The 21,002-nt window shown below is 70.5% G+C and carries 18 protein-coding genes and 1 pseudogene; 12 read left to right on the top strand and 7 right to left on the bottom strand.

The window, feature by feature from the left end; all coding sequences use genetic code 11:
* Complete coding sequence (locus ACFVUT_RS28700) at positions 1-414, bottom strand: hypothetical protein (protein ID WP_389653110.1); 414 nt, start codon at positions 412-414, stop codon at positions 1-3.
* A 307-nt stretch (positions 415-721) separates the two neighbouring features.
* On the opposite strand from ACFVUT_RS28700, the gene ACFVUT_RS28695 reads away from it, so the two are divergent.
* On the top strand, positions 722-1,768 hold the full coding sequence (locus ACFVUT_RS28695; RefSeq protein ID WP_389653113.1) for a chitinase: 1,047 nt from the start codon (positions 722-724) through the stop codon (positions 1,766-1,768).
* A gap of 49 nt (positions 1,769-1,817) precedes the next feature.
* On the opposite strand, the gene ACFVUT_RS28690 is transcribed toward ACFVUT_RS28695, so the two are convergent.
* Positions 1,818-2,726, bottom strand: a complete 909-nt coding sequence (locus ACFVUT_RS28690) for a LysR family transcriptional regulator (protein ID WP_389653116.1) — start codon at positions 2,724-2,726, stop codon at positions 1,818-1,820.
* Positions 2,727-2,839: 113 nt separating this feature from the next.
* On the opposite strand from ACFVUT_RS28690, the gene ACFVUT_RS28685 reads away from it, so the two are divergent.
* Positions 2,840-3,841: an aldo/keto reductase gene (locus ACFVUT_RS28685; protein WP_389653119.1), complete on the top strand. Its 1,002-nt coding sequence runs from the start codon at positions 2,840-2,842 to the stop codon at positions 3,839-3,841.
* 168 nt (positions 3,842-4,009) lie between these two features.
* Here ACFVUT_RS28685 and ACFVUT_RS28680 read toward each other — a convergent pair whose 3' ends face one another.
* The 3 genes from ACFVUT_RS28680 to ACFVUT_RS28670 are packed head-to-tail and all read right to left on the bottom strand — an operon-like array spanning position 4,010 to position 6,375.
* Entirely contained in the window at positions 4,010-4,414 is a 405-nt protein-coding gene (locus tag ACFVUT_RS28680) for a GntR family transcriptional regulator (RefSeq protein ID WP_389653122.1), read from the bottom strand.
* Between the two features lie 45 nt (positions 4,415-4,459).
* Complete coding sequence (locus tag ACFVUT_RS28675) at positions 4,460-5,434, bottom strand: ABC transporter permease subunit (protein ID WP_389653125.1); 975 nt, start codon at positions 5,432-5,434, stop codon at positions 4,460-4,462.
* A complete protein-coding gene (locus tag ACFVUT_RS28670) occupies positions 5,431-6,375 on the bottom strand; it encodes an ABC transporter ATP-binding protein (RefSeq protein ID WP_389653129.1) in 945 nt (314 codons plus the stop codon). The genes ACFVUT_RS28675 and ACFVUT_RS28670 overlap by 4 nt, the downstream gene beginning before the upstream one ends.
* Positions 6,376-6,778: 403 nt before the next feature.
* On the opposite strand from ACFVUT_RS28670, the gene ACFVUT_RS28665 reads away from it, so the two are divergent.
* The 6 genes and pseudogenes from ACFVUT_RS28665 to ACFVUT_RS28640 form a co-directional block, all read left to right on the top strand.
* Positions 6,779-8,593 (top strand): ABC transporter ATP-binding protein, encoded by a 1,815-nt coding sequence (locus ACFVUT_RS28665; protein WP_389653132.1) that lies wholly within the window; start codon positions 6,779-6,781, stop codon positions 8,591-8,593.
* Positions 8,594-9,031: 438 nt separating this feature from the next.
* Entirely contained in the window at positions 9,032-9,865 is an 834-nt protein-coding gene (locus ACFVUT_RS28660; RefSeq protein ID WP_389653135.1) for a M55 family metallopeptidase, read from the top strand.
* Positions 9,858-11,201, top strand: a complete 1,344-nt coding sequence (locus ACFVUT_RS28655) for a M20/M25/M40 family metallo-hydrolase (protein WP_389653139.1) — start codon at positions 9,858-9,860, stop codon at positions 11,199-11,201. The genes ACFVUT_RS28660 and ACFVUT_RS28655 overlap by 8 nt, the downstream gene beginning before the upstream one ends.
* A gap of 21 nt (positions 11,202-11,222) precedes the next feature.
* Positions 11,223-13,211 (top strand): prolyl oligopeptidase family serine peptidase, encoded by a 1,989-nt coding sequence (locus ACFVUT_RS28650; RefSeq protein ID WP_389653142.1) that lies wholly within the window; start codon positions 11,223-11,225, stop codon positions 13,209-13,211.
* The gene (locus tag ACFVUT_RS28645; RefSeq protein ID WP_389653145.1) at positions 13,208-14,152 is read left to right on the top strand and encodes an LD-carboxypeptidase; all 945 of its coding nucleotides are present in this window, start codon (positions 13,208-13,210) and stop codon (positions 14,150-14,152) included. The genes ACFVUT_RS28650 and ACFVUT_RS28645 overlap by 4 nt, the downstream gene beginning before the upstream one ends.
* Positions 14,153-14,260: 108 nt before the next feature.
* Positions 14,261-14,449 (top strand): annotated as a pseudogene (locus ACFVUT_RS28640) (GNAT family N-acetyltransferase); the annotation flags it as partial.
* Positions 14,450-14,582: 133 nt separating this feature from the next.
* Here ACFVUT_RS28640 and ACFVUT_RS28635 read toward each other — a convergent pair.
* Both ACFVUT_RS28635 and ACFVUT_RS28630 read right to left on the bottom strand, forming a co-directional pair.
* Positions 14,583-14,948: a DoxX family protein gene (locus tag ACFVUT_RS28635; protein WP_389653148.1), complete on the bottom strand. Its 366-nt coding sequence runs from the start codon at positions 14,946-14,948 to the stop codon at positions 14,583-14,585.
* 8 nt (positions 14,949-14,956) lie between these two features.
* Entirely contained in the window at positions 14,957-15,253 is a 297-nt protein-coding gene (locus ACFVUT_RS28630) for a hypothetical protein (protein WP_389653151.1), read from the bottom strand.
* Positions 15,254-15,339: 86 nt separating this feature from the next.
* Between ACFVUT_RS28630 and ACFVUT_RS28625 the strand changes: the two genes are divergently transcribed.
* The 4 genes from ACFVUT_RS28625 (at position 15,340) to ACFVUT_RS28610 (ending at position 20,994) form a co-directional block, all read left to right on the top strand.
* Positions 15,340-16,185: a sigma-70 family RNA polymerase sigma factor gene (locus tag ACFVUT_RS28625; protein WP_389653154.1), complete on the top strand. Its 846-nt coding sequence runs from the start codon at positions 15,340-15,342 to the stop codon at positions 16,183-16,185.
* A gap of 493 nt (positions 16,186-16,678) precedes the next feature.
* Complete coding sequence (gene asnB, locus ACFVUT_RS28620; RefSeq protein WP_389653157.1) at positions 16,679-18,526, top strand: asparagine synthase (glutamine-hydrolyzing); 1,848 nt, start codon at positions 16,679-16,681, stop codon at positions 18,524-18,526.
* Between the two features lie 324 nt (positions 18,527-18,850).
* Positions 18,851-19,366: a nucleotide exchange factor GrpE gene (locus ACFVUT_RS28615; RefSeq protein ID WP_389653159.1), complete on the top strand. Its 516-nt coding sequence runs from the start codon at positions 18,851-18,853 to the stop codon at positions 19,364-19,366.
* A 53-nt stretch (positions 19,367-19,419) separates the two neighbouring features.
* Positions 19,420-20,994 carry an Hsp70 family protein gene (locus ACFVUT_RS28610; protein ID WP_389653162.1) on the top strand — a complete coding sequence of 525 codons (1,575 nt, stop codon included), beginning with the start codon at positions 19,420-19,422 and terminating at the stop codon, positions 20,992-20,994.
* The last annotated feature ends 8 nt before the right edge of the window (positions 20,995-21,002 follow it).

Below are 21,002 nucleotides of genomic sequence, written 5' to 3'. Positions count from 1 at the left end.
TCACCGGGCCGCCCCGGAGGCGGAGGCGGAGGGGGAGACGGCGGGTGGGGGCGGACCACCCGTGCCGACGCCGGGGCGGCCGCTCGGAGGCACCCCCTCGGCGCCCGGAGGCATGACCCCGGTCGGCCCGCCCTGTGTGCCGGGCGCGCCGTCGAAGGGGAGCAGCTGCGAGGGCGACACGGAGATGCCTCCCATGAAGGCGAGCCCGAGTACGGCCGCGTAACCGGCACAGGCGACACCCAGTGCGATGCCCGCACGGCGCAGCAGCCTGGCGCGGCGCCCGGTGCTGTCCACGAACACGGGCCCCTCCTGGACCCCGGCTCCTGCCCCGGCACGGGACCTGGGCGTCCCGGCGTGCTTGCGACGGCGGCCGGGTGGCGTCGGGTCGTTCTCGATGGAGGTGACGGATTGCATGTGCGCATGCTTGCGAACGGTGATGTGCGAAGGCTGGGCCCTTTCTGGCCGGATGCTGTGGATGGGCGGCGAACCTGTGACGAGCTGAGAGGGTGAGCGCTGCCGCGGTCGCTTCGGACGCATGTCGATCGTCGCCAAATGGCCTTGCTCACCTGCGGCTTGACCGCGGCCGACGGCTCTCTTCGGCCTCCGGCCATGAATTTCCTGTGAGGGGGAGCGGGACGGGCATGTGAGAGGTTTTCGGTGTGTTCCGGTTCCTCTTCGTTACCGCGTCCGGAAACCCTTCACGAGAGCAGGTGCAAACACCATGCGGATTTCACCGAAGCGTGCGCCCGGTGGCAGGTCGGGCCGCAGGCGGCGGGTCGCTCCGGCCGTCGCCGGGCTGCTCGCACTCGGGCTCGTCTGCTCCGGCTGCGCGACCGGCACGGTGGCGAATCAGGACCGGGGCGAAGGCGCGGGGCCCGGCCCCAGCGCCTCCGCGGCCACCACGGCGTACACCCCGTACGTCAGCGCCACGACCGCCGCCGACACGGACTCGGCCGGTTCCCCCGACACGTACAACCTCGCCTTCGTGGTCGCCGACGGCGACGACTGCACCCCGCTGTGGGGCGGCACCGCGGCGGCCGGCGACCAGGCGGTGACGTCGCGTATCGCCGCACTCACCGCGACCGGCGCGGACGTCCGGGTCTCCTTCGGAGGGGCCGCGGGCAACGAACTCGCCCTCGCCTGCGACAGCGCCCAGGAACTGGCCGACGCCTACGCGCGGGTGCTCGACGTGGTCGGCACGGACAAGGCCGACTTCGACATCGAGGGCGACGCGCTCACCGACCAGGCATCGATCACCCGCCGCGATCAGGCGCTGCGCCTGCTCCAGAAGGAGCGGGACCTCGATGTCGCCTACACGCTGCCCGTGATGCCGGACGGCCTGGAGACGACCGGTACCGATCTGCTGAGCGACGCCGTGGCACGGGGCGTCGACGTGTCCGCCGTGAACATCATGGCGATGAACTACAGCTCCTCACACGACGGCGACATGAGCGACTACGCGCAGCAGGCCGCCGAGGCGACCCACGACCAGCTCACCGACGTACTGGGCCTGTCGGACACCGAGGCCTGGCGGGCGCTGCACATCACCGTGATGATCGGCGTCAACGACGTGGACGGGGAGACGTTCACCCTCGCCGACGCCGCGTCCCTGCGCACCTTCGCCGAACGCAGGGGAGTCGGCGCGCTCTCCCAGTGGGCCACCTTCCGCGACCAGGAATGCGCCGACGGGAACTCCTCGAAGGCCGACGACACCTGCAGCGGAGTCACGCAGGAGGCGGGAGCGTTCGCGAAGGCGCTGGGCGGATGACCGCAGGCACCGCTCCCGCCGGGCACCGCAGCGCGCGCACCGCCCGCCGTCACGGGGCGGCCGTGCCGTCGGTCGGACCGTCGCTTCGGAGCAGTGTCATCAGTTCCCGTGCGCCGGGGCTCATGTCCTGGGCCGCCGGGAGCACGACGACGCTCTCGTAACAAGGCTGCCGGGGCCCTTCGAGCCCCACCGCCACCAGCCCCCGGGCCTCGGGCTTGCGGGAGAAGTGATGCGGCACCAGCGCGATGCCCAGTCCCTCGTGCACCAGCTCCAGCAGGCTGTGTACGTCATTCACCTCCAGCCCCACCGTGCGCCGCACCCCCGCCTGACCGAATGCCCCGTCCGCCGCCCTCCGTGGACCCCAGTCCGGGTGGAAGTCGATGAAGGGCTCCCCGGACAGCTCACGCCACGCGACGCGCTCCGCCGCCGCGAACCGGTGGCCCGGCGCACAGAGGACGACCATGGGTTCGCGCGCCAGCGGGATGAGACCGCCGCGCCACTCGTGGGAACCGACCGTCGCGGCGAAGGCGGCATCGAGCCGCCCGCCGGCCACCCCGTCCACCAGGCTCGTGGTGCCCTCCTGACGGAGCCGGATCTCCATCAACGGATGCTTGCGGTGAAAGGCCGCCAGCAGACGCGGCAGGCGCACCCCGGGCACGCACTGCTCCACGCCCACCGACAGGGTGCCGCGCAGCAGGCCCCGAACCGCGTCGACGGCATCCCTCGCCGCCCGTGCCCCCGCCAGCGTCCGCTCGGCCTCCACCAGCAGGGCACGCCCCGCCTCCGTCAGCCGCACGCTGCGCGTGGTGCGGCTGAAGAGCGGCGTCCTGAGCTCCTGCTCCAGGGCCCGGACGGAGGCGGAGAGCCCGGACTGCGACACGGCGAGGCGCTCGGCGGCACGGGTGAAGTGCTGTTCCTCGGCGACGGCGACGAAGTGTTCCAGCTGACGCAGCTCCATGATTGAGAAATATAAGCGCTGAATCCCAGCAGAATCTTCTGTTGGACTACTGGATCGTCGTCGGCCAACCTGGTCCTTGCGCACCGCACCCCGACCTCTTCCGTGGAGCCCGCATGTACCTTCCGTCCGCCGACCGCTACCAGGCCATGCCCTACCGGCGCGTCGGACGCAGCGGGCTGCTGCTTCCCGCGCTCTCCCTCGGCCTGTGGCACAACTTCGGCAGCGACCGGACGCCGGAGACCCAGGGGCGGATCCTGCGGCGGGCCTTCGATCTCGGCATCACGCACTTCGACCTCGCCAACAACTACGGACCACCGCCCGGCGCCGCGGAGTCCGCGATGGGACGTGCGCTGAGGACGGACTTCGCCCGGCTCCGGGACGAGCTGGTCATCTCGACCAAGGCGGGCTACCGGATGTGGGACGGCCCGTACGGAGAGTGGGGATCCAGGAAGAACCTGCTCTCGTCGCTGGACCAGAGCCTCACCCGGCTCGGCCTCGACTACGTCGACATCTTCTACTCGCACCGTCCCGACCCCGACACTCCGCTTGAGGAGACGATGGGCGCGCTCGACTCGGCGGTGCGCCAGGGCAAGGCGCTGTACGTCGGCATCTCCAACTACTCGGCGGAGCAGACCCGGGACGCCGCCCGGATCCTCGACGAGCGGGGCACGCCGCTGCTGATCCATCAGCCGCGCTACTCGATGCTGGACCGCCGGGTCGAGGACGGCCTGCTCACGGTGCTCGACGAGCTGGGCACCGGATCGATCGCCTACTCGCCGCTGGAGCAGGGCATCCTCTCCGACCGCTATCTGCGCGGCATCCCGGAAGGCTCGCGCGCTGCGGGCAGCAGCCCCTTCCTGACGCCCGACGCGGTCACCCCGGAGCTGGTGGACCGGCTGCGCGCACTCGACGAGGTGGCCTCCGCGCGCGGGCAGTCCCTCGCGCAGTTGGCGCTCGCGTGGGTGCTGCGGGGCGGCCGGATCACGTCCGCGGTGGTCGGGGCGAGCAGCGTCGCCCAGCTGGAGAACAGCGTCGAGACGGTCCGTCACCTGGAGTTCGCCGATGAGGAGCTGGCCCGGATCGAGGAGATCCTCAAGGGGCGGGCCACCGGCTGAGCCGGCCGGCGCCCCCGTGGCCGTGCTGGGGGCGTGCGGGCCGGGGGCGCCGCCGCGACCGGGGGCCGACGGGCCTCGCGGCCGGGGGCGCCGACCGCGCGGAACGCGACTTCGTCGTGCTCCGTGCCGAGGTCGAGGCGCCCGGTCCGGACGGCCGCGTGCCGCTCCTCACCCGTCGGTGTCCGGCGGGTACACCGCCGCGTAGGCCGACTGGAAGAGTGCGGTGACCTCCTGGCCGCTGAGCCCCTGGCACCGCGCCTCGTCCAGCCACTGGGCGAGGGCGGAGCGCAACGGGGAATCGGGGCCCTCCTGGGCCGGGGCGAGGGAACGGGTGATGAAGGTGCCCGCTCCCTGCCGGACCTCGGCGAGGCCCGCGCGCTCCAGCTCGCGGTACGCCTTCAAGGTCGTGTTGGGGTTGACCTTGGTCTCCGCCGCGACCTGCGCGGCCGTGGGCAGCCGGTCGCCTGCCTCCAGGGCCCCCATCCGAAGCGCCTGTTCGACCTGTCGCACGATCTGGAGGTAGGTTGCCACCCCGCTGCGCCTGTCGATGCGGAACACGACCACTGCCTTCACCTCCTGTCGGACTGTCGAAACGATACGTAACTGCGGCGTTCTGCTTTAAAGCGGGCTCCGGGAGACCCGCCACAGGGTGACCGCGGTGAGCACGACGGTGGCCGCGAGCAGGATGCCCGCCCCGGTCCACTGCATGGCCGCCATCTGGTCGTAACCGAGGTACTCGTAGACGTTGTTGACGATGCCGTGCTCCTTGATGCAGGCATCCGAAGCCGCTTCGGTGTACTTGGAACAGAGCCCCCAGCCATAGAGGTGGCCGTCGGCGGAGCCGATCCAGCGGTCCAGCTCGCTCGACTCGTGCAGCCGGGCGGGCATGTCGGCTTCGAGCGGGTAGGTGAACGTGCGTGACGGTGCGAGGTACCGGAGCATTTCGTCCCAGACGACCCCGGCGAACGCGGCGAGCACGAAGGTGACCGCCATCGACGCGAGGACACGGCGCATCAGCACGCCGACGGTGATACCGAGGGCCGTCAGGAAGAGGCAGAGCGCGGGGAGCACCGGACCGGTGCTGTCGAAGATCGACCCTTCCCACCAGAGGCTGGGGAAGACCGAACGGTAGGGCTTCCACCACCAGGTGAAGAACGCCGAGAGCACCGCACCGGCAACGATCACGGCCGCGTAGCACCAGGCGAGCTTGGTCGCCACCCAACGGCGGCGGGACACGGACTGGGTGGAGACCAGCTGCGCGGTGCCGTGTTCCTGATCGCCCGCGATCATCGGGGCGCCGAGGAAGACGGCGAGGATGATGGGCAGCGAACCCAGGGCGGTCAGGGTGAGGCCGACGCCCGTGGAGTCCATCGTCGGCTGGGGCAGCTCCTTGTCCGGCCAGCCGGCCGCTTCGAGGAGCTGCCGCATCCGGTCACGCTGGTACACGATCCAGATCGAGCCGAGGACCGTCGCGGCGAGTACGGTCGACAGCGCGGCCCGGTGCTGACGCACGACGAGCCAGTTCAGCCCGCGCAGCAGACGGCGCCCGGGCCTCTGCTCGGTGCGGGGCGTCTCGGTCAGGGTGGCGTTCATGAGGTGTGGATCCCTTCGGCCTCGATACCGGCACCGGGCGTGAACAGCGAAGGCGCTCGGGGTGAGCGGAGATGCGCCAGCAGCACTTCTTCCAAGCTGGGTTCGGCCACCACCCAGTCGCCCGGCAGCGGGCCGTTCGGCCGTACCAGCGCATGGAACTGCCTGCCCTGGACGCGGACTTCGATCACCGTGTGGGGCGCCAGCAGGTCGGCCGGGTTCCCCTCCCCGGCAAGTCCCGTCACCAGCGCGTGGGCGGGGACGAGCGCGTCCGCGTCACCCGCCATCCGGACCTTGCCGTCGGCGAGGACCAGCAGGTAGTCGCACATGTCCTCCAGCTCGGACAGCAGATGCGAGGACATCACCACCGTGGTGCCGCGCTCCACGGCCTCCGACATCAGAAGGGCGCCCATGTCGTGGCGGGCCAGGGGATCCAGGTCGGCCATCGGCTCGTCGAGCAGCAGCAGGTCGGGCCGCTTGCCGAAGGCGAGCGCGAACGCCAGGCGGGTGCGCTGGCCACCGGAAAGAGTGCCGACACGGGCGTCCATCGGTACATCGCCCGACCGTACGATCCGCTCCGCCGCCGCCATGTCCCAGCCGGGGTTGAGCTCCTGGCCCAGACGCAGCGTCTCCGCCACGGTGAACCGCTTGAACAGAGGTTTCTCCTGGCCGAGGAACGCGAATCTCGGCATCGCCGCCGGATCGTCCACCGGCACACCGAAGATACGGAGTTCGCCGGTTGTCGGCTGCACCTGCTGGGTCGCGAGCCCCAACAGGGTGCTCTTGCCCGCCCCGTTGGGCCCGACGAGACCGCAGATCCGCCCGGCCGGCAGCCGGAACGAGCAGTCGCGCAGCGCCCAGCCGCGACGGTAGCGCTTACCCAGGCCGCGAGCCTCCAGCGCCCAAGCGCCGGACGCGTTGCCGGGAGTGAATGCGTCTGCCATGCACTTAGCCTCGATTCCATTAGTCAATTAATGGAATCATGGTCTTCGTGGCGGGGTGGCGTCAAGTCGACGCGAGGAAGGGTGCGCGAGATGCCTGGAATCTGCATGTTCAGGCGGATGCGGACCACGGGGCGCGCGCGAGTTCGTCCGCGGGCCGCCCGGCGGGAAAACGCTTGGACGACGCAGGTGCTTTCGCGGGAGACTGCGGTTCCCGGCCTCCCCGTACTGGTACGGACGTCGCCATGAGTCGCGCCCGAGGTCCTGCCGCCCTGTCCCGTCGAGCCGCAGAGCGACTCGAAGCGGGGGCAGGCAAGCGAACCGGGGCCCGGCGCGGACAGCACGGCGACGGCTTCGTTCCCGCAGACGCATGGGGCGGGCCGCCGCACTACCTCATAGGGGTGGGATGGGATCGCCTGAATTACACAAAGCGCCGGGCAAGGGCTCGGTGCTCCTCGCACTTCGCTACTACGGACGGGAGCTGACCCGGCTGCGGCGGCTGACGGTGCCCGCGATGCTGCTGCCGGCGCTGGGCAACATCGGCATCAGCTACATCGCGCCGCTGATCGTCGCGAAGCTCGTCGGCCGGATCGCCGGCGACAGCGGGATCAGCCTCGGCTCGACTCTGCCGTACGTCCTCGGCTTCGCCGGCGTCCTGCTGCTCGCGGAGACGCTGTGGCGCATCGGCCTGCACTGCCTGAACCGTCTCGCCGCCCACAGCATCGAGCACCTGTACGTGATCGGCATGGACGAGCTGTTCGCCAAGGACACCGCGTTCTTCCACAGCAACTTCGCCGGGTCGCTGACCAAGCGGGTCCTGAGCTTCGCCTCCCGCTTCGAGGAGTTCATCGACACGCTGACCTTCTCGGTCGTGGGCAGCTTCGTGCCCCTGCTGTTCGGGTCGGTGGTGCTGTGGCGCTACGAACCGCTGCTCGTGGTCGGGCTCCTGGCGATGATCGCGCTGACGGCGCTGTGTGTGACGCCCCTCATCCGCCGTCGCCAGTCGCTCGTCGACCGGCGTGAGGAGGCGATCGCCCGGGTGTCCGGCCACGTCGCCGACAGCCTGACGAACATGGACACGATCCGGGCGTTCGCCGCCGAGGAATGCGAGGCCGCCGAGCACCGGTCCCGCGTCGCGGAGTCGCGGCGGCTCTCGCTGCGGTCGTGGGACTACGGCAACCTGCGCATCGACACGCTGGTCGCGCCGCTGTCCGTGCTGACCAACACGCTGGGCCTGCTGCTCGCCATCACGCTCGGCGCGGGCAGCCACGGCGTGGAAGCGGTCGTGGTCGCCTTCACGTACTACACCAACGCGACACGGATCATGTTCGAGTTCAACCAGATCTACCGCCGCCTGGAGAGCTCGATGACGGAGGCCGCGCAGTTCACCGAACTGCTGCTGGCACCGCCGACCGTGCTCGACCCGCCGTCGCCGGAGCCACTGGCGTCGCGGGCCGCCGACATCCGCTTCGAGCAGGTGACCTTCGCCCACGAGGGTGCGAAGCCGCTCTTCGAGGGCCTCGACCTGGCCGTGCGCAGCGGGGCGAGGATCGGCCTCGTCGGCCGGTCCGGCGGCGGCAAGACCACGCTCACCCGGCTGTTGCTGCGGATGACGGACATCGACTCCGGCCGGATCCTGATCGGCGGTCAGGACATCAGCAGACTGCGCCAGGCCGACCTGCGCAGCCTGATCGCCTACGTGCCGCAGGACCCGGCGATGTTCCACCGCACACTGCGGGAGAACATCGCGTTCGCCCGGCCGGACGCCACCGAGGGCGAGATCCGCCGCGCGGCCGAGGCGGCGCACGTCACGGAGTTCGCCGACGCCCTGCCGGACGGCTTCGACACCATGGTGGGCGAACGCGGTGTCAAGCTCTCCGGCGGCCAGCGTCAGCGGGTCGCCCTCGCCAGGGCCATCCTGCGCGACGCGCCGATCCTGTTGCTCGACGAGGCGACCAGCGCACTGGACTCCGAGAGCGAGATCCTCGTCCAGGAAGCGCTGTGGCGGCTCATGGAAGGGCGGACGACGCTGGTGGTCGCACACCGGCTGAGCACGGTCGCCGCCATGGACCGGCTCGTCGTCCTGGACCGCGGACGGATCGTCGAGCAGGGCACGCACCAGGAACTGCTCGCGACGGACGGTGCCTACGCGAAACTGTGGCAGCACCAGTCGGGCGGCTTCCTTGAGGACAACCCCGCGCAGGAGGCCGACCTGCGCTGAGCGAGTGCCCGGCGGGTCCGGCCCCGCGCGGGTCCTCCCCGCCACCCGCCCCGGCAAGGCCGCGACCGGCTGCCGCGCGGGGCGCCCCATCGGCCGATGACCGCCGTGGGGCGGTGCCGACGAACCGTCAATCCCGGGCCTGACGCCACCATGCCGCTGCGGGCGACCAGGAACGCCGGAGCCGCCACGAAGCCGTCTCGCTCCTCATCTGTGGGCGCGAATCACCGGCTCGCGGGGGTTTCGGGGTTCGTGGTCACCGGCGGCGGCCACGCGACGGAGAACCGGGGACGGAAGAAGCGCAAGGGTTTGGTCCGGCCTGCAAAGATGCTTGTATGGGGGCGCCGAGTCGGTGCCTGCCGGCTGCCCTTCAGGAACCGAAGTCGGCACAGGGTGACAACCGGCTCAGACAGCCCCGACCTGTAAGAAGACGGACTCCTCATGAAGATCCTGATCAGCGCGGACATGGAAGGCGCCACCGGTGTGACCTGGCCGGCCGATGTGCTGCCGGGCACCCCCCAGTGGGAGCGGTGCCGTTCCCTGTTCACTTCCGACGTGAACGCGGCGGCGCTCGGCTTCTACGACGGCGGCGCCGACGAGGTGCTCGTCAACGAGGCCCACTGGTCCATGCGCAACCTCCTCCTGGAGCAACTCGACGACCGGGTCCAGATGCTCACCGGCAGGCACAAGTCCCTCTCCATGGTCGAAGGCATCCAGCACGGCGACATCGACGGCATCGCCTTCGTCGGCTACCACACCGGCGCCGGTACGGAGGGGGTGCTGGCCCACACCTACCTGGCGAACTCCATCACCGGGGTCTGGCTCAACGGCACCCGGGCCGGCGAGGGGCTTCTCAACGCCCATGTCGTGGCCGAGTACGGCGTCCCCGTCGTCCTCGTCACCGGCGACGACCTCACCTGCGTGGACGCGGACGGATACGCCCCCGGTGCCCGCAAGGTCGCCGTGAAGGACCATGTCTCGCGCTACGCGGCGGTGTGCCGCACACCGGCCCGTACCGCGGCCGACATCCGCGCGGCGGCCGGGGAGGCGGCCGCGCTCGCCGTGCGCCACACCCCCGTGGAGGGCGGACCCTTCACCATCGAGCTGGAGTTCGACGCCGAGCACCTGGCCGCGGCATCCACCGTGGTCCCCGGCGTAGCACCCAGTGGCGAACGCCGCGTCGCCTACACCAGCGCGACGATGTACGAAGGTATCCGCACGTTCAAGGCGGTGACGACGATCGCGTCGTCCGCCGTGGAGGAGCAGTATGGCTGAGGCGACCGACTCCCCGGAGAGCGTCGATGAGCGCGCGCTCGACGAATCGGTGACGTTCACCTCCGAACTGATCCGGATCGACACGACCAACCGCGGCGGCGGCGACTGCCGGGAACGCCCGGCCGCCGAGTACGTGGCCGAGCGGCTGGCCGCCGCCGGACTGGAACCCGCCCTGCTGGAACGCACACCGGGACGGACCAACGTGGTGGCCCGGATCGAGGGCACCGACCCGTCCGCCGACGCCCTGCTCGTGCACGGCCATCTCGACGTCGTCCCGGCCGAGGCCGGCGACTGGACCGTGCACCCCTTCTCCGGGGAGGTCCGCGACGGTGTCGTCTGGGGGCGCGGCGCCATCGACATGAAGAACATGGACGCCATGGTCCTGGCCGTCGTCCGTGCCTGGGCCCGGACCGGCGTCCGGCCCCGACGCGACATCGTGATCGCGTACACCGCCGACGAGGAGGCCAGCGCCGAGGACGGCTCCGGCTTCCTCGCCGACCGGCACGCCGAACTCTTCGAGGGCTGCACGGAGGGCATCAGCGAATCCGGCGCCTTCACCTTCCACGCCGGACCGGACATGCCGCTCTACCCCATCGCGGCCGGTGAACGCGGCACCGCCTGGCTGAAACTCACCGCGCACGGCAAGGCGGGGCACGGATCCAAGGTCAACAAGGCCAACGCGGTCAGCGCCCTCGCCGCGGCCGTCGCCCGGATCGGCGAACACACCTGGCCGGTCCGGCTCACCCCGACCGTGCGCGCCGCGCTCACCGAGATCGCCGCACTGCACGGCATCCACCCCGACCTCGACGCCCCCGGCTTCGATGTCGACGAACTGCTCGGCAAGCTCGGACCGGCCGCCGCCCTGGTCGAGCCGACTGTCCGCAACAGCTCCAACCCGACCATGCTGGAGGCCGGGTACAAGGTCAACGTCATCCCGGGCCATGCCACCGCCTTCATCGACGGCCGGATGGTCCCCGGCGGCGAGGACGAGTTCCACACCACACTCGACCGGCTGACCGGACCCGGTGTCGACTGGGAGTTCCACCACCGCGAGGTCCCCCTCCAGGCGCCGGTCGACTCGCCCACCTTCGCCAAGCTGCGCGCCGCCGTCGAACGCTTCGACCCGGACGGCCACGTCGTGCCCTACTGCATGTCGGGCGGCACGGACGCCAAGCAGTTCTCCCGGCTGGGCATCACCGGCTACGGCTTCTCACCGCTGAAGCTGCCCGTCGGATTCGACTACCAGGCGCTGTTCCACGGCGTCGACGAACGCGTTCCCGTCGAGGCACTGCACTTCGGCGTCCGCGTCCTCGACCACTATCTGCGCACGGCCTGACCCGGCAGGGGGGAATCGATCATGAAATCCACAGGTGCCCACGGAACGTGGCCGTCGCCGATCGACGCGCGGCTGGCCGCGTCGCACGACGGCCGTCCGGACCACGTCGGAGTGGTCGGCGACGAGGTGTGGTGGACGGAGCCCCGGCCGGCCGAGGCGGGCCGCCGCGCCCTGGTCCGCCGCGGGGCGGACGGGACCGTCAGCAGCGTGCTGCCCGCCCCGTGGAACGTACGGAGCCGGGTCATCGAGTACGGCGGACAGCCCTGGACCGGCGTCGAACGTGCCGAGGGCGGCCCGCTGATCGTCTTCGTCGACTTCGCCGACCAGCGGCTGTACGCCTACGCCCCCGACGGGCCGGACGAACCCCGGCCGCTCACCCCGGTATCGGCCGTCGGCGGCGGGCTGCGCTGGGTCGACCCGCGGCTCCACCTCGACCGGGGCGCACAGGGTGAGGTGTGGTGTGTCCTGGAGGAGTTCACCGGTGAAGGGCCCACCGATCTGCGCCGGGTGATCGCCGCCGTACCGCTGGACGGCTCGGCGGCGGACGACCGGTCGGCCGTACGCGAACTCTCCGACGACAGCCACCGGTTCGTCACCGGACCGAAGCTCTCGCCCGACGGACGGCGGGCGGCCTGGATCGCCTGGGACCATCCGAGGATGCCGTGGGACGGCACCGAGGTGATGCTCGCGGACGTCGCCGACGACGGTACGTTCCAGCACACCTGGAGTTTCGGCGGCGGGCCGGAGGAATCGGTGCCCCAGATCGAATGGGGGGCCGACGGACAGCTCCTGTTCGCCAGTGACCGCAGCGGCTGGTGGAACCTGTATCGCGCCGATCCGCACCGGGGGACGGTCGCCCTGTGCCCCCGGGAGCAGGAGTTCGCCGGACCGCTCTGGAAGATCGGCCTCAGCTGGTTCCGGCCGCTGGAGAACGGCCTGATCGCCACCGTTCACGGCCGGGGCACCACCACGCTCGGCATCCTCGACCCGGAGACCGGCGACCTCGTCGATGTCGCCGGGCCCTGGACCGAATGGGCCGAGTCGCTGGCCGCGCACGGCAGCCGCGTCGTCGGTATCGCCGCGAGCCCGTACAGCGGCTACGAGGTCATCGAGCTCGACACCGCGACCGGCCGCACCCGGATCCTCGGCACACCGCACGAGGACGCCGTGGATCCCGCCTACTATCCGCAGCCCGAGGACCGCACCTTCACCGGGCCCGACGGCCGTGAGATCCACGCCCACATCTACCCGCCGCGCAATCCCGACCGGACCGGCCCCGAGGGCGAACTGCCGCCCTACGTGGTCTGGGCGCACGGCGGTCCCACCGGCCACGCCGCACTCGTCCTGGACCTGGAGATCGCCTACTTCACCTCGCGCGGCATCGGCGTCGCCGAGGTCAACTACGGCGGCTCCACCGGCTACGGCAGGGCCTACCGCAACCGGCTGCGCGAACAGTGGGGCGTCGTCGACGTCGAGGACTGCGCGGCCGTCGCCCAGGCCCTGGCCGCCGAAGGGACGGCGGACGGGCGCCGGCTCGCCATCCGGGGCGGCAGCGCCGGTGGCTGGACCACGGCGGCCTCGCTGACCGGCACCGATGTCTACGCCTGCGGCACGATCATCTACCCCATCCTCGATCTGACCGGATGGGGCACGGACGAGACCCACGACTTCGAGTCGCAGTACCTGGAGTCCCTGGTGGGCCCGCTGGCCGACGTCCCGGACCGCTACCTCGAACGGTCACCGGTCACCCGCGTCGACCGGCTGACCACCCCCTTCGTCCTGCTCCAGGGGCTCGACGACCCGATCTGCCCGCCCGTCCAGTGCGAGCGGTTCCTGGCGAAGGTGGAGGGGCGCGGCATCCCGCACGCGTACCTCACCTTCGAGGGGGAGGGGCACGGGTTCCGGCGCGCGGACACCATGATCCGTGCCCTGGAGGCCGAACTCTCCCTGTACGGGCAGACGTTCGGCATCGACTGTTCCGACGTACCGCGGCTGGAGCTGAAGAAGTGACCCTCGCCCCCCTGACCCGCCCCGCCCGGCTGCGTCCGGGGGCCAGGGTCGCCGTCGTGTCGCCGAGCGGGCCGGTTCCCGCCGACCGCCTGGAGGCGGGGCTCGACATCCTGCGCGGCTGGGGCCTCGAACCCGTCGAAGCGCCTCACGCCCGCGAGGTGCACCCGGACCTGGACTTTCTCGCCGGTTCGGACGAGGCGCGGGCCCGGGACCTCCAGGAGGCCTGGTGCGACCCCTCCGTCGACGCGGTGATCTGTGCCCGCGGCGGGTACGGCGCGCACCGCATGGTCGACCTGGTCGACTGGGCGGCGATGCGCGCCGCGGGGCCCAAGGTGTTCATCGGCTACAGCGACATCACCGCGCTCCACGAGGCGTTCGCCCTGCGCATGGGTCTGGCCACCTTGCACGGCCCGATGGCCGGTACCGACACCTTCCTCAAGGACCCGGACACCCAGGAATCCCTGCGGGCCACCCTGTTCGAGCCCGAGTCCGTACGGACCCTCGGCCTTCCCTCCGCGCGGGTGCTGGTCCCCGGCAGGGCTCGCGGCATCACCTACGGCGGCTGCGTGAGCCTGCTCGCCGCCGACCTCGGCACCCCGCACGCCCGGACGTCGGCCCGGGGCGGGCTGCTCGTCATCGAAGACACGACCGAGGACCCGTACAGCATCGACCGCATCCTCACCCAGCTGCTGAGAGCCGGAGCACTCGACGGGATCGCCGGGGTGGCCTGCGGTTCCTGGGCGGGCTGCGGCCCGTACGAGCAGGTGCGGGCGGTCCTCGCCGACCGGCTCGGGCCCCTGGGCGTGCCCGTCGTCGAGGAGCTGGGCTTCGGGCACGGGCCGACGGCGCTCACGATCCCCCTCGGTGTGCCCGCGGTGCTGGACGCCCCGGCCGACGGCGGTCCCGCCACACTCACCGCAGAGGTGCCCGCGCTGGTCTGAACGCACCCGCCGCCTGCTCTGAACGCACCCGCCGCCTGCTCTGTGCGCACCCGCCGCCTGCTCTGCGCGCACCCGCTGGGCAACCGGGGCATCAAGCCGGTCACCGTCCCGCTCGGCCTGCACCGTCTCGAAGCCAACATCCAGCCCGCCAACCAGGCTTCGCGCGCCCTTGTCGAGCGGGCCGGATTCCGCCTCGAAGGCTACTCGCCGGGCTTTCTCTTCATCGACGGGGCGTGGCGCGACCACGAGCGGTGGGCGATCACGGCCGAGATGCCGAGCCGGGGCCACAGCCGGTGACGCCACCGTGTTTTCTCTGACGGTGATTCGGTTCAGGGGCTGTGGCCTCGTCGTTCGCAGTGACTGATGTGTGTTCGGTGGTGTGCTCGTCGTCCTCGGTGGGGCCCGTCGAGGCGGCGGATACGGGACGCGGTCAGCGGAGTGACCACCCGAAGTGCCCGACGGCAGCGATGGCCAGGCACAGGAAGGCCAAGGGGAAGGCGATGTTGTGGAACACCTTGGCCCGGATGTGGGCGAAGACCGCTCCGACGAAGAACAGCACCAGCCCGACGGCGGCGGCCAGCCCGATGGCCGGAAGGCCGAGGAGCCCGAGGACCAGGCCTGCGACACCGGAACCCTCAAGTACCGCGAGGCAAGGGATCCATGTCGGCGCCAGGCCGACCTCGGCGGAGTTCTGCATGACGAACCGCGCCCGGACGGTCTTCGCGGCCACCTCGAAGGCATTGGCCAGGGCGCAGCCGACCGTCGCGATGAGAAGCCCACCTTCAAGTGCGTCCATTGCGTCCATCAGCGCGAGTACCGCCCCAGAACGGTGACCGGCTGTGGCGGCACCGGCGCACCCGCCCACGCGACGACCTTGGTCCTGAATTCGAGGGCCGCCGGGATCTCCAGGAGCGGGTTGGCCCCGGCGTCGGCCAGATTCAGGATCAGCAGGAACTCCGGGCCCTCATGCACCCGCACCGCGGTGTACTCGATGCCGGTCGGCGCGGCCTCGTCGACGGCGGCGAAGAGCACCCTGATGGCATCCTCGGCTTCCGGAGCCTGTTCGGTGGTAGTGCTGAACCGCACGATCTGTACGCTCATGGGTGTCTCCTTCGGGTGTGCTCGTCAGGTGGCTGGTCTCTCTCGCCCCTCCTGACGTTGAGCGCACACGAAAGGTGACCCCCTGCATGGAACTCGTTGAACGATTTGAAGCGGCACGTCCGCGCCTGATGTCGCTGGCGTACCGCATCGTCGGTTCCCATCACGACGCGGAGGACATGGTCCAGGCCGCGTGGACGCGAGCGCAGTCCGCCGACCTCGCCGAGGTCGCCAACCCGGACGGCTGGTTCACCACCGTGACGGCGCGATTGTGTCTCGACCTTCTCCGCACCCGCGAGCGACGTGGCGAACTACCGCTGCTGTCCGAAGACATTCCCGGCGACCACCTGAGCGCCGACGAGGCGTTCCTCCGTCGCGAAGAGGTCTCCAGAGCGCTGATCGTGCTCCTCCACGAGCTGTCACCCGGACAACGGGTGGCCTACGTACTCCACGATCTCTTCGCTGTTCCGTTCGGCCAGGTCGCCGCCGTGCTGGACACGAACGAGACAGCGGCGAAGAAGCTGGCCAGCCGCGCACGCACCCGGCTCCGAGCCGCTCGGCCGGCCGAGACCGCTGACGCTCGGCACTTCGAGATCATCGAGGCATTCCTGTCGGCCGCTCGCGGAGGCGACCTCACACGTCTCGTCACTCTGATGGCTCCCGGCGCCGTCCGCACCACCGACCCTCGGCTCCTTCCCGTCGGCGCGCACACGGAAGTCCGCGGCGCCACGGCCGTTGCCGAGGAGACGAAGACCTTCATCGGCCGGATCGCTGCCACCGCCCCCGTTCTCGTCGCGGGTCGCCCCGGAGCCGTCATCGCGCCCGGCGGACACGGGTACGCGCTCATCCGCTTCCGGATCACCTCCGGACTCATCACCGAGATCGAGATCACTCCCTATGCCCCGGGAACGATCTCCCTGACCGGCGCCTCCTGACCGGCGCTTCCTGACCGGCGCTTCCTGACCGGGGGGACGATGTCGCCGCCTGCCTCCGTCTTCCAGGCGCTGCGCATGTCCCCATGTCCCCCCACGCGCTGCGAAACGACGACGGGCAGGCGCGCCTGCCCGTCATGAGCTACGGGGCCACCTTGTCGACCGCAGGGTGCACCTCACTGGCCCATCCCGGATTGAGCAAGTCTTTGCCCGTGGCCGATTCGGACTCCTTCCCCCGCCCAGGGGCCCCTTGCCGTACGGGTTGCGGAGTGCGGCGCCCTGTATAGGAAGGGAAAAGTCGCGGCCGAAAGTATGAGGAGCCGGGCCGCCTCCATGTAACGACCGTGTTGACCGTACGCAATCCCAGGCAGAGGCTCATTACATAGCTGCTCAATACAACTGGTTCTGCCGGGCTGTCGTCCTCGGCATGCCGCCCACGGGTCGGCACCGTGCGTACGACCCCAGTTCCGGCCGGGACCGGATCGGGAGGACGCTTATGTGTGGCATCGTCGGCCGGGTCTCCTTCGACCGCGATCTGAGGTCGGCCGAGGAGGCCGCGACGCTGGACGCGATGACGGAGACCATGGCCTGCCGGGGCCCCGACGACCGGGGAACCTGGATCGCCGCTCACGCGGGGCTCGGACACCGGCGGCTCGCGATCATCGACCTGCCCGGCGGACGCCAGCCCATGAGCGTCGGCACCCCCGAGGGGGACGTCGCGCTCGTCTACTCCGGTGAGGCGTACAACTTCACCGAACTCCGCACCGAACTGGTGGCACGTGGGCACCGATTCGTCACCGATTCGGACACCGAGGTCGTGTTGCACGGCTATCTGGAGTGGGGCGAGTCCGTCGCCGAACGGCTCAACGGCATGTACGCCTTCGCTCTCTGGGACAGCCGCCACGACAAGCTCGTGATGATCCGCGACCGGATGGGCGTCAAACCCTTCTACTACTGGCCGACGGCCGACGGAGTGCTCTTCGGCTCCGAGCCCAAGGCCATCCTCGCCCATCCGGAGGCCCGGCCCCGGGTGACCCTGGACGGCCTCAGGGAGCTCTTCACCCTCGTCAAGAACCCCGGCCACGCCGTATGGGACGGCATGTACGAGGTGGAGCCCGGCACGGTCGTCACCGTGGACCGAAACGGCCTGCACCGGCACGTCTACTGGCAGCTCAGGACCCGGCCGCACCCCGACGACCGGGACACCTCGATCGCCCACGTACGGTCACTGCTGGACGACATCGTGCGCCGCCAGTTGGTCTCCGACGTACCGCGCTGCATCCTGCTCTCCGGCGGCCTCGACTCCTCCGCCGTCACCACGCTCGCGGCCCGGCAGCTCGCCGAGATCGGCGAGAAGGCCCGTACCTTCGCCGTCGACTTCGTCGGACGCACCGAGAACTTCGTCGCCGACGAGCTGCGCACCACCCCCGACACCCCGTTCGTGCACGACGTGGCCGAGCTGGCGGGCACGCTCCACCGTGACATCGTGCTCGACCCGAAATCCCTCGCCGATCCCGAGGTGCGCGCCCGGATGATCCGGGCCCGGGACATCCCCATGGGCCTCGGCGACATGGACGCCTCGCTCTACCTGCTCTTCCGGGCCATCCGCGAGCACTCGACCGTCGCACTGTCCGGCGAATCGGCCGACGAGGTCTTCGGCGGCTACCTCCAGTTCTTCGACGAGGAGGCCCGCAGCGCCGACACATTCCCCTGGCTGGTGCGGTTCGCCGAGCACTTCGGCGAGGACGCGGGCATGCTCCGCGACGACGTGAACCAGGCCCTCCGCCTGGAGTCGTACGTCCGTGACAGCTACGAATCCGCCGTCTCCGGCATCGAACGGCTCACCGGCGAGAGCGACTTCGAGTACCGCATGCGCCGGATCTGCCACCTCCACCTGACCCGGTTCGTGCGCATCCTGCTCGACCGCAAGGACCGCGCCAGCATGGCCGTCGGCCTGGAGGTCCGGGTGCCGTTCTGCGACCACCGGCTCGTCGAGTACGTCTACAACGCCCCCTGGGCCCTGAAATCCTTCGACGGCAGGGAGAAGAGCCTGCTCCGCGAGGCCACCGCGGATCTGCTCCCCCAGTCCGTGTACGAGCGGACCAAGAGCCCCTATCCGTCGACCCAGGACCCCAAGTACGCCGTCGCCCTCCAGGAACACGCCCACGATCTGCTCGCCCGCCCGGACCACCGGGTCTTCGACCTCATCGACCGCACCCGGCTGCAACGGGTCGCCGACCACGACGCGCCCCGGATCACCTCCGCGTCCCGCCGCGGCCTGGAACGCACCCTGGACCTCGCGATGTGGCTGGACATGTACGAGCCGGAGGTGGACCTCGGCTGAGCGGACCACCGCAGGCCGGGCGCGCGACGACCACTCGGCGGAGCCTGTCGGGTGACCCTCGGTCGCGCCCGCCGGCGGGTTTCGAGTGCGGTCGTGGGGGGTCCGGGTTTGCGCCGCGGAAGTGTGCACTCTGCGGGCGGGAAGCGGGCGCATACATATGTCCGTCAAGTCCGCGCCCACCCATGCGTGGCCGACAAGACCGCCTGCTCTCGGCCATATGCCGATACTGGACCGGCCTACGGGCAGCGATCTGCGGAACGCGGCCATCTGGCCGCACTCCAGCAGCTACTGTCGAAAGTACCTTTCGGTGGGAAGGGGGTAACGATGTCCGAGGCATCAACCGAAGCGGGCGCAGCCGAGCCGGCCCATGAACTGCCCGAGATGGCACAGGAGTTCATGGCAGCGCTCGCGCGGGAGCAGGAGCTCGCCGAACTGCGGGAGGGCGTCATCACGCGCCTGCACACGGAATTGGAGCAGCTGCGCCGCGGGGAGGTCGAGCAGGCCCTCGACGTCGTACGCCGCCCACTGATCCGCCTGCATGACCAGATCCAGCGGCAGGCGGAGCTGGTCGACGCCCCTCTGAGCGTCGAGGAGTTGCGTACCCTGCTGCGTGCGCTCGCGGACGAGACCGCGGACGTTCTGGCGGCCACCGGCGTCGACCGGTATGCGGCCCAGGTGGGGGAGCCGTACGACGTGGGGCGGCACCGCCCGGTCGGACGGGTTCCCGCCGCGTCGCCCGAACAGGACCGCACGGTCGGCCGGGCTGTCTCGGCGGGCTTCGAGCAGGGCGACCGCGTGGTGCGCAAGTCCGAGGTCGTCGTCACTCATTGGGAGCCCTGACGGGCCAACCTTCCGCCCCGTTCCAGCAGGCCGCGACAGGTAAGGATCCACATATGGCTGTCTACGGAATCGATCTCGGCACAACGTACTCCTGCGTCGCCTGCGTCGACGATGTCGGCCGGCCCACGGTGCTACGAAATCTGGAGGGTTCGGACACCACTCCCTCGGTGGTGTATTTCGAGAACGAGGACCAGACCGTCGTCGGCCAGAGTGCCAAGGACGCGGCCGTGCTGGACCCGGAGCACGTCGTCCAGCTGATCAAACGGGACATGGGGGAGTCCGTGGTGCGCACATTCCACGGCCGGCCCTTCACGCCCGAGGAGATCTCTGCGCGTATCGTGCGGAAACTTGCCGACGACGCCCGGGTCAGCGGTGGCGCCGAGGTCCGGGACGTGGTCATCACCGTGCCGGCCTACTTCGGGCTCGCGGAGCGGGATGCCACGCGCAAGGCCGGCGAGATCGCCGGCCTGCGTGTGCTGGACATCGTCGCGGAGCCCATCGCTGCCGCGCTCGATTACGGGGCGCTCGACGCTGCCACGGGGGGCGACCGGACCGTCCTCGTCTACGACCTGGGCGGCGGCACCTTCGACACCACCGTGCTGACCCTGCGCGGCACGGACCTGAAGGTCCTGTGCACCGACGGTGCCAAGGAGCTCGGCGGATCCGACTTCGACGACCGCATCGTGATGCACCTGGTGGAATCCTTCCGGGCCAAGTTCCCCGATGCCGAAGACCCGTTGGCGGACCAGCACTCGGAGACCCAGCTGCGCCGGGACGCCGAGGAGGCGAAGAAGGCGCTCTCCTTCCGCTCGCAGTACACCGTCCGCGTCATGCACCAGGGCCTGGTCACCGAGGTCGAACTGACCCGCGAGCTGCTGGAGGAACTCACCTCCGACCTGCTCGACCGGACGGTCGAGATCACCCGGCGCACCGTCGCGGTCGCCCGCGAACGCGGGATCGCGCACTTCGATGAGGTACTGCTGGTCGGCGGAGCGTCCAAGATGCCTGCGGTCGCACAGCGGCTGCACGACGGATTCGGCTTCGAACCACGCCTGCACAACCCCGATCTGACGGTGGCGCGCGGCGCGGCACTCTACGCCCTCGATCGAGCCCTGTACGCCATCAGCTCCGGCGAGCTGCGCGCCGCGGATGCCCCTGACGTTCCCGACACCGGCCGGATCACGCGGCAGGCGTACAAGGTCTCGACCGTCGCCTCGCGCGGCTACGGCATCCGCGTGCTGGACGTCGAGACCGACCGCGCCTACGTCGCGCACCTCGTCCACGCGAACGACAGCCTGCCGGCCGCGGTGAGCGAGGACTTCTACACCGTCTCGGACAACCAGCGACGCGTGCACATCCAAGTGATGGAACAGGCCGGTGCCGTCGAGTCCGAGCAGCTCGACCACAACACCGTGGTCGCCGAGGGAGATCTGGACATCCCGCCGGGCAAGCCCGCCCGGTGGCCGTTCGCCTGCGAGTTCGCACTCAACACCTCGGGTCTGCTCGAAGTGGTCGCCACGGAACGCGAGACGGGCAAGCGCCTCCAACTGTCCGTGCAGATCGGCGGCATGACCCAGAACGATGTGGACGAGGCCCGTACCGCTCTGAGCCAAGAACGGATCGCCTGACGGCTGTC

Source organism: Streptomyces sp. NPDC058051, from assembly GCF_042885475.1.
Lineage (GTDB): Bacteria > Actinomycetota > Actinomycetes > Streptomycetales > Streptomycetaceae > Streptomyces.
Note: the sequence above shows the minus strand (reverse complement) of the source record. Positions and strands in the feature narration are given on the sequence as shown.

Coding starts and splice junctions, on each gene's coding strand:
- ACFVUT_RS28700 (WP_389653110.1), bottom strand. CDS start 414: ATGCAATCCGTCACCTCCATCGAGAACGACCCGACGCCACCCGGCCGC.
- ACFVUT_RS28695 (WP_389653113.1), top strand. CDS start 722: ATGCGGATTTCACCGAAGCGTGCGCCCGGTGGCAGGTCGGGCCGCAGG.
- ACFVUT_RS28690 (WP_389653116.1), bottom strand. CDS start 2,726: ATGGAGCTGCGTCAGCTGGAACACTTCGTCGCCGTCGCCGAGGAACAG.
- ACFVUT_RS28685 (WP_389653119.1), top strand. CDS start 2,840: ATGTACCTTCCGTCCGCCGACCGCTACCAGGCCATGCCCTACCGGCGC.
- ACFVUT_RS28675 (WP_389653125.1), bottom strand. CDS start 5,434: ATGAACGCCACCCTGACCGAGACGCCCCGCACCGAGCAGAGGCCCGGG.
- ACFVUT_RS28670 (WP_389653129.1), bottom strand. CDS start 6,375: ATGGCAGACGCATTCACTCCCGGCAACGCGTCCGGCGCTTGGGCGCTG.
- ACFVUT_RS28665 (WP_389653132.1), top strand. CDS start 6,779: ATGGGATCGCCTGAATTACACAAAGCGCCGGGCAAGGGCTCGGTGCTC.
- ACFVUT_RS28660 (WP_389653135.1), top strand. CDS start 9,032: ATGAAGATCCTGATCAGCGCGGACATGGAAGGCGCCACCGGTGTGACC.
- ACFVUT_RS28655 (WP_389653139.1), top strand. CDS start 9,858: ATGGCTGAGGCGACCGACTCCCCGGAGAGCGTCGATGAGCGCGCGCTC.
- ACFVUT_RS28650 (WP_389653142.1), top strand. CDS start 11,223: ATGAAATCCACAGGTGCCCACGGAACGTGGCCGTCGCCGATCGACGCG.
- ACFVUT_RS28635 (WP_389653148.1), bottom strand. CDS start 14,948: ATGGACGCACTTGAAGGTGGGCTTCTCATCGCGACGGTCGGCTGCGCC.
- ACFVUT_RS28630 (WP_389653151.1), bottom strand. CDS start 15,253: ATGAGCGTACAGATCGTGCGGTTCAGCACTACCACCGAACAGGCTCCG.
- ACFVUT_RS28625 (WP_389653154.1), top strand. CDS start 15,340: ATGGAACTCGTTGAACGATTTGAAGCGGCACGTCCGCGCCTGATGTCG.
- asnB (WP_389653157.1), top strand. CDS start 16,679: ATGTGTGGCATCGTCGGCCGGGTCTCCTTCGACCGCGATCTGAGGTCG.
- ACFVUT_RS28615 (WP_389653159.1), top strand. CDS start 18,851: ATGTCCGAGGCATCAACCGAAGCGGGCGCAGCCGAGCCGGCCCATGAA.
- ACFVUT_RS28610 (WP_389653162.1), top strand. CDS start 19,420: ATGGCTGTCTACGGAATCGATCTCGGCACAACGTACTCCTGCGTCGCC.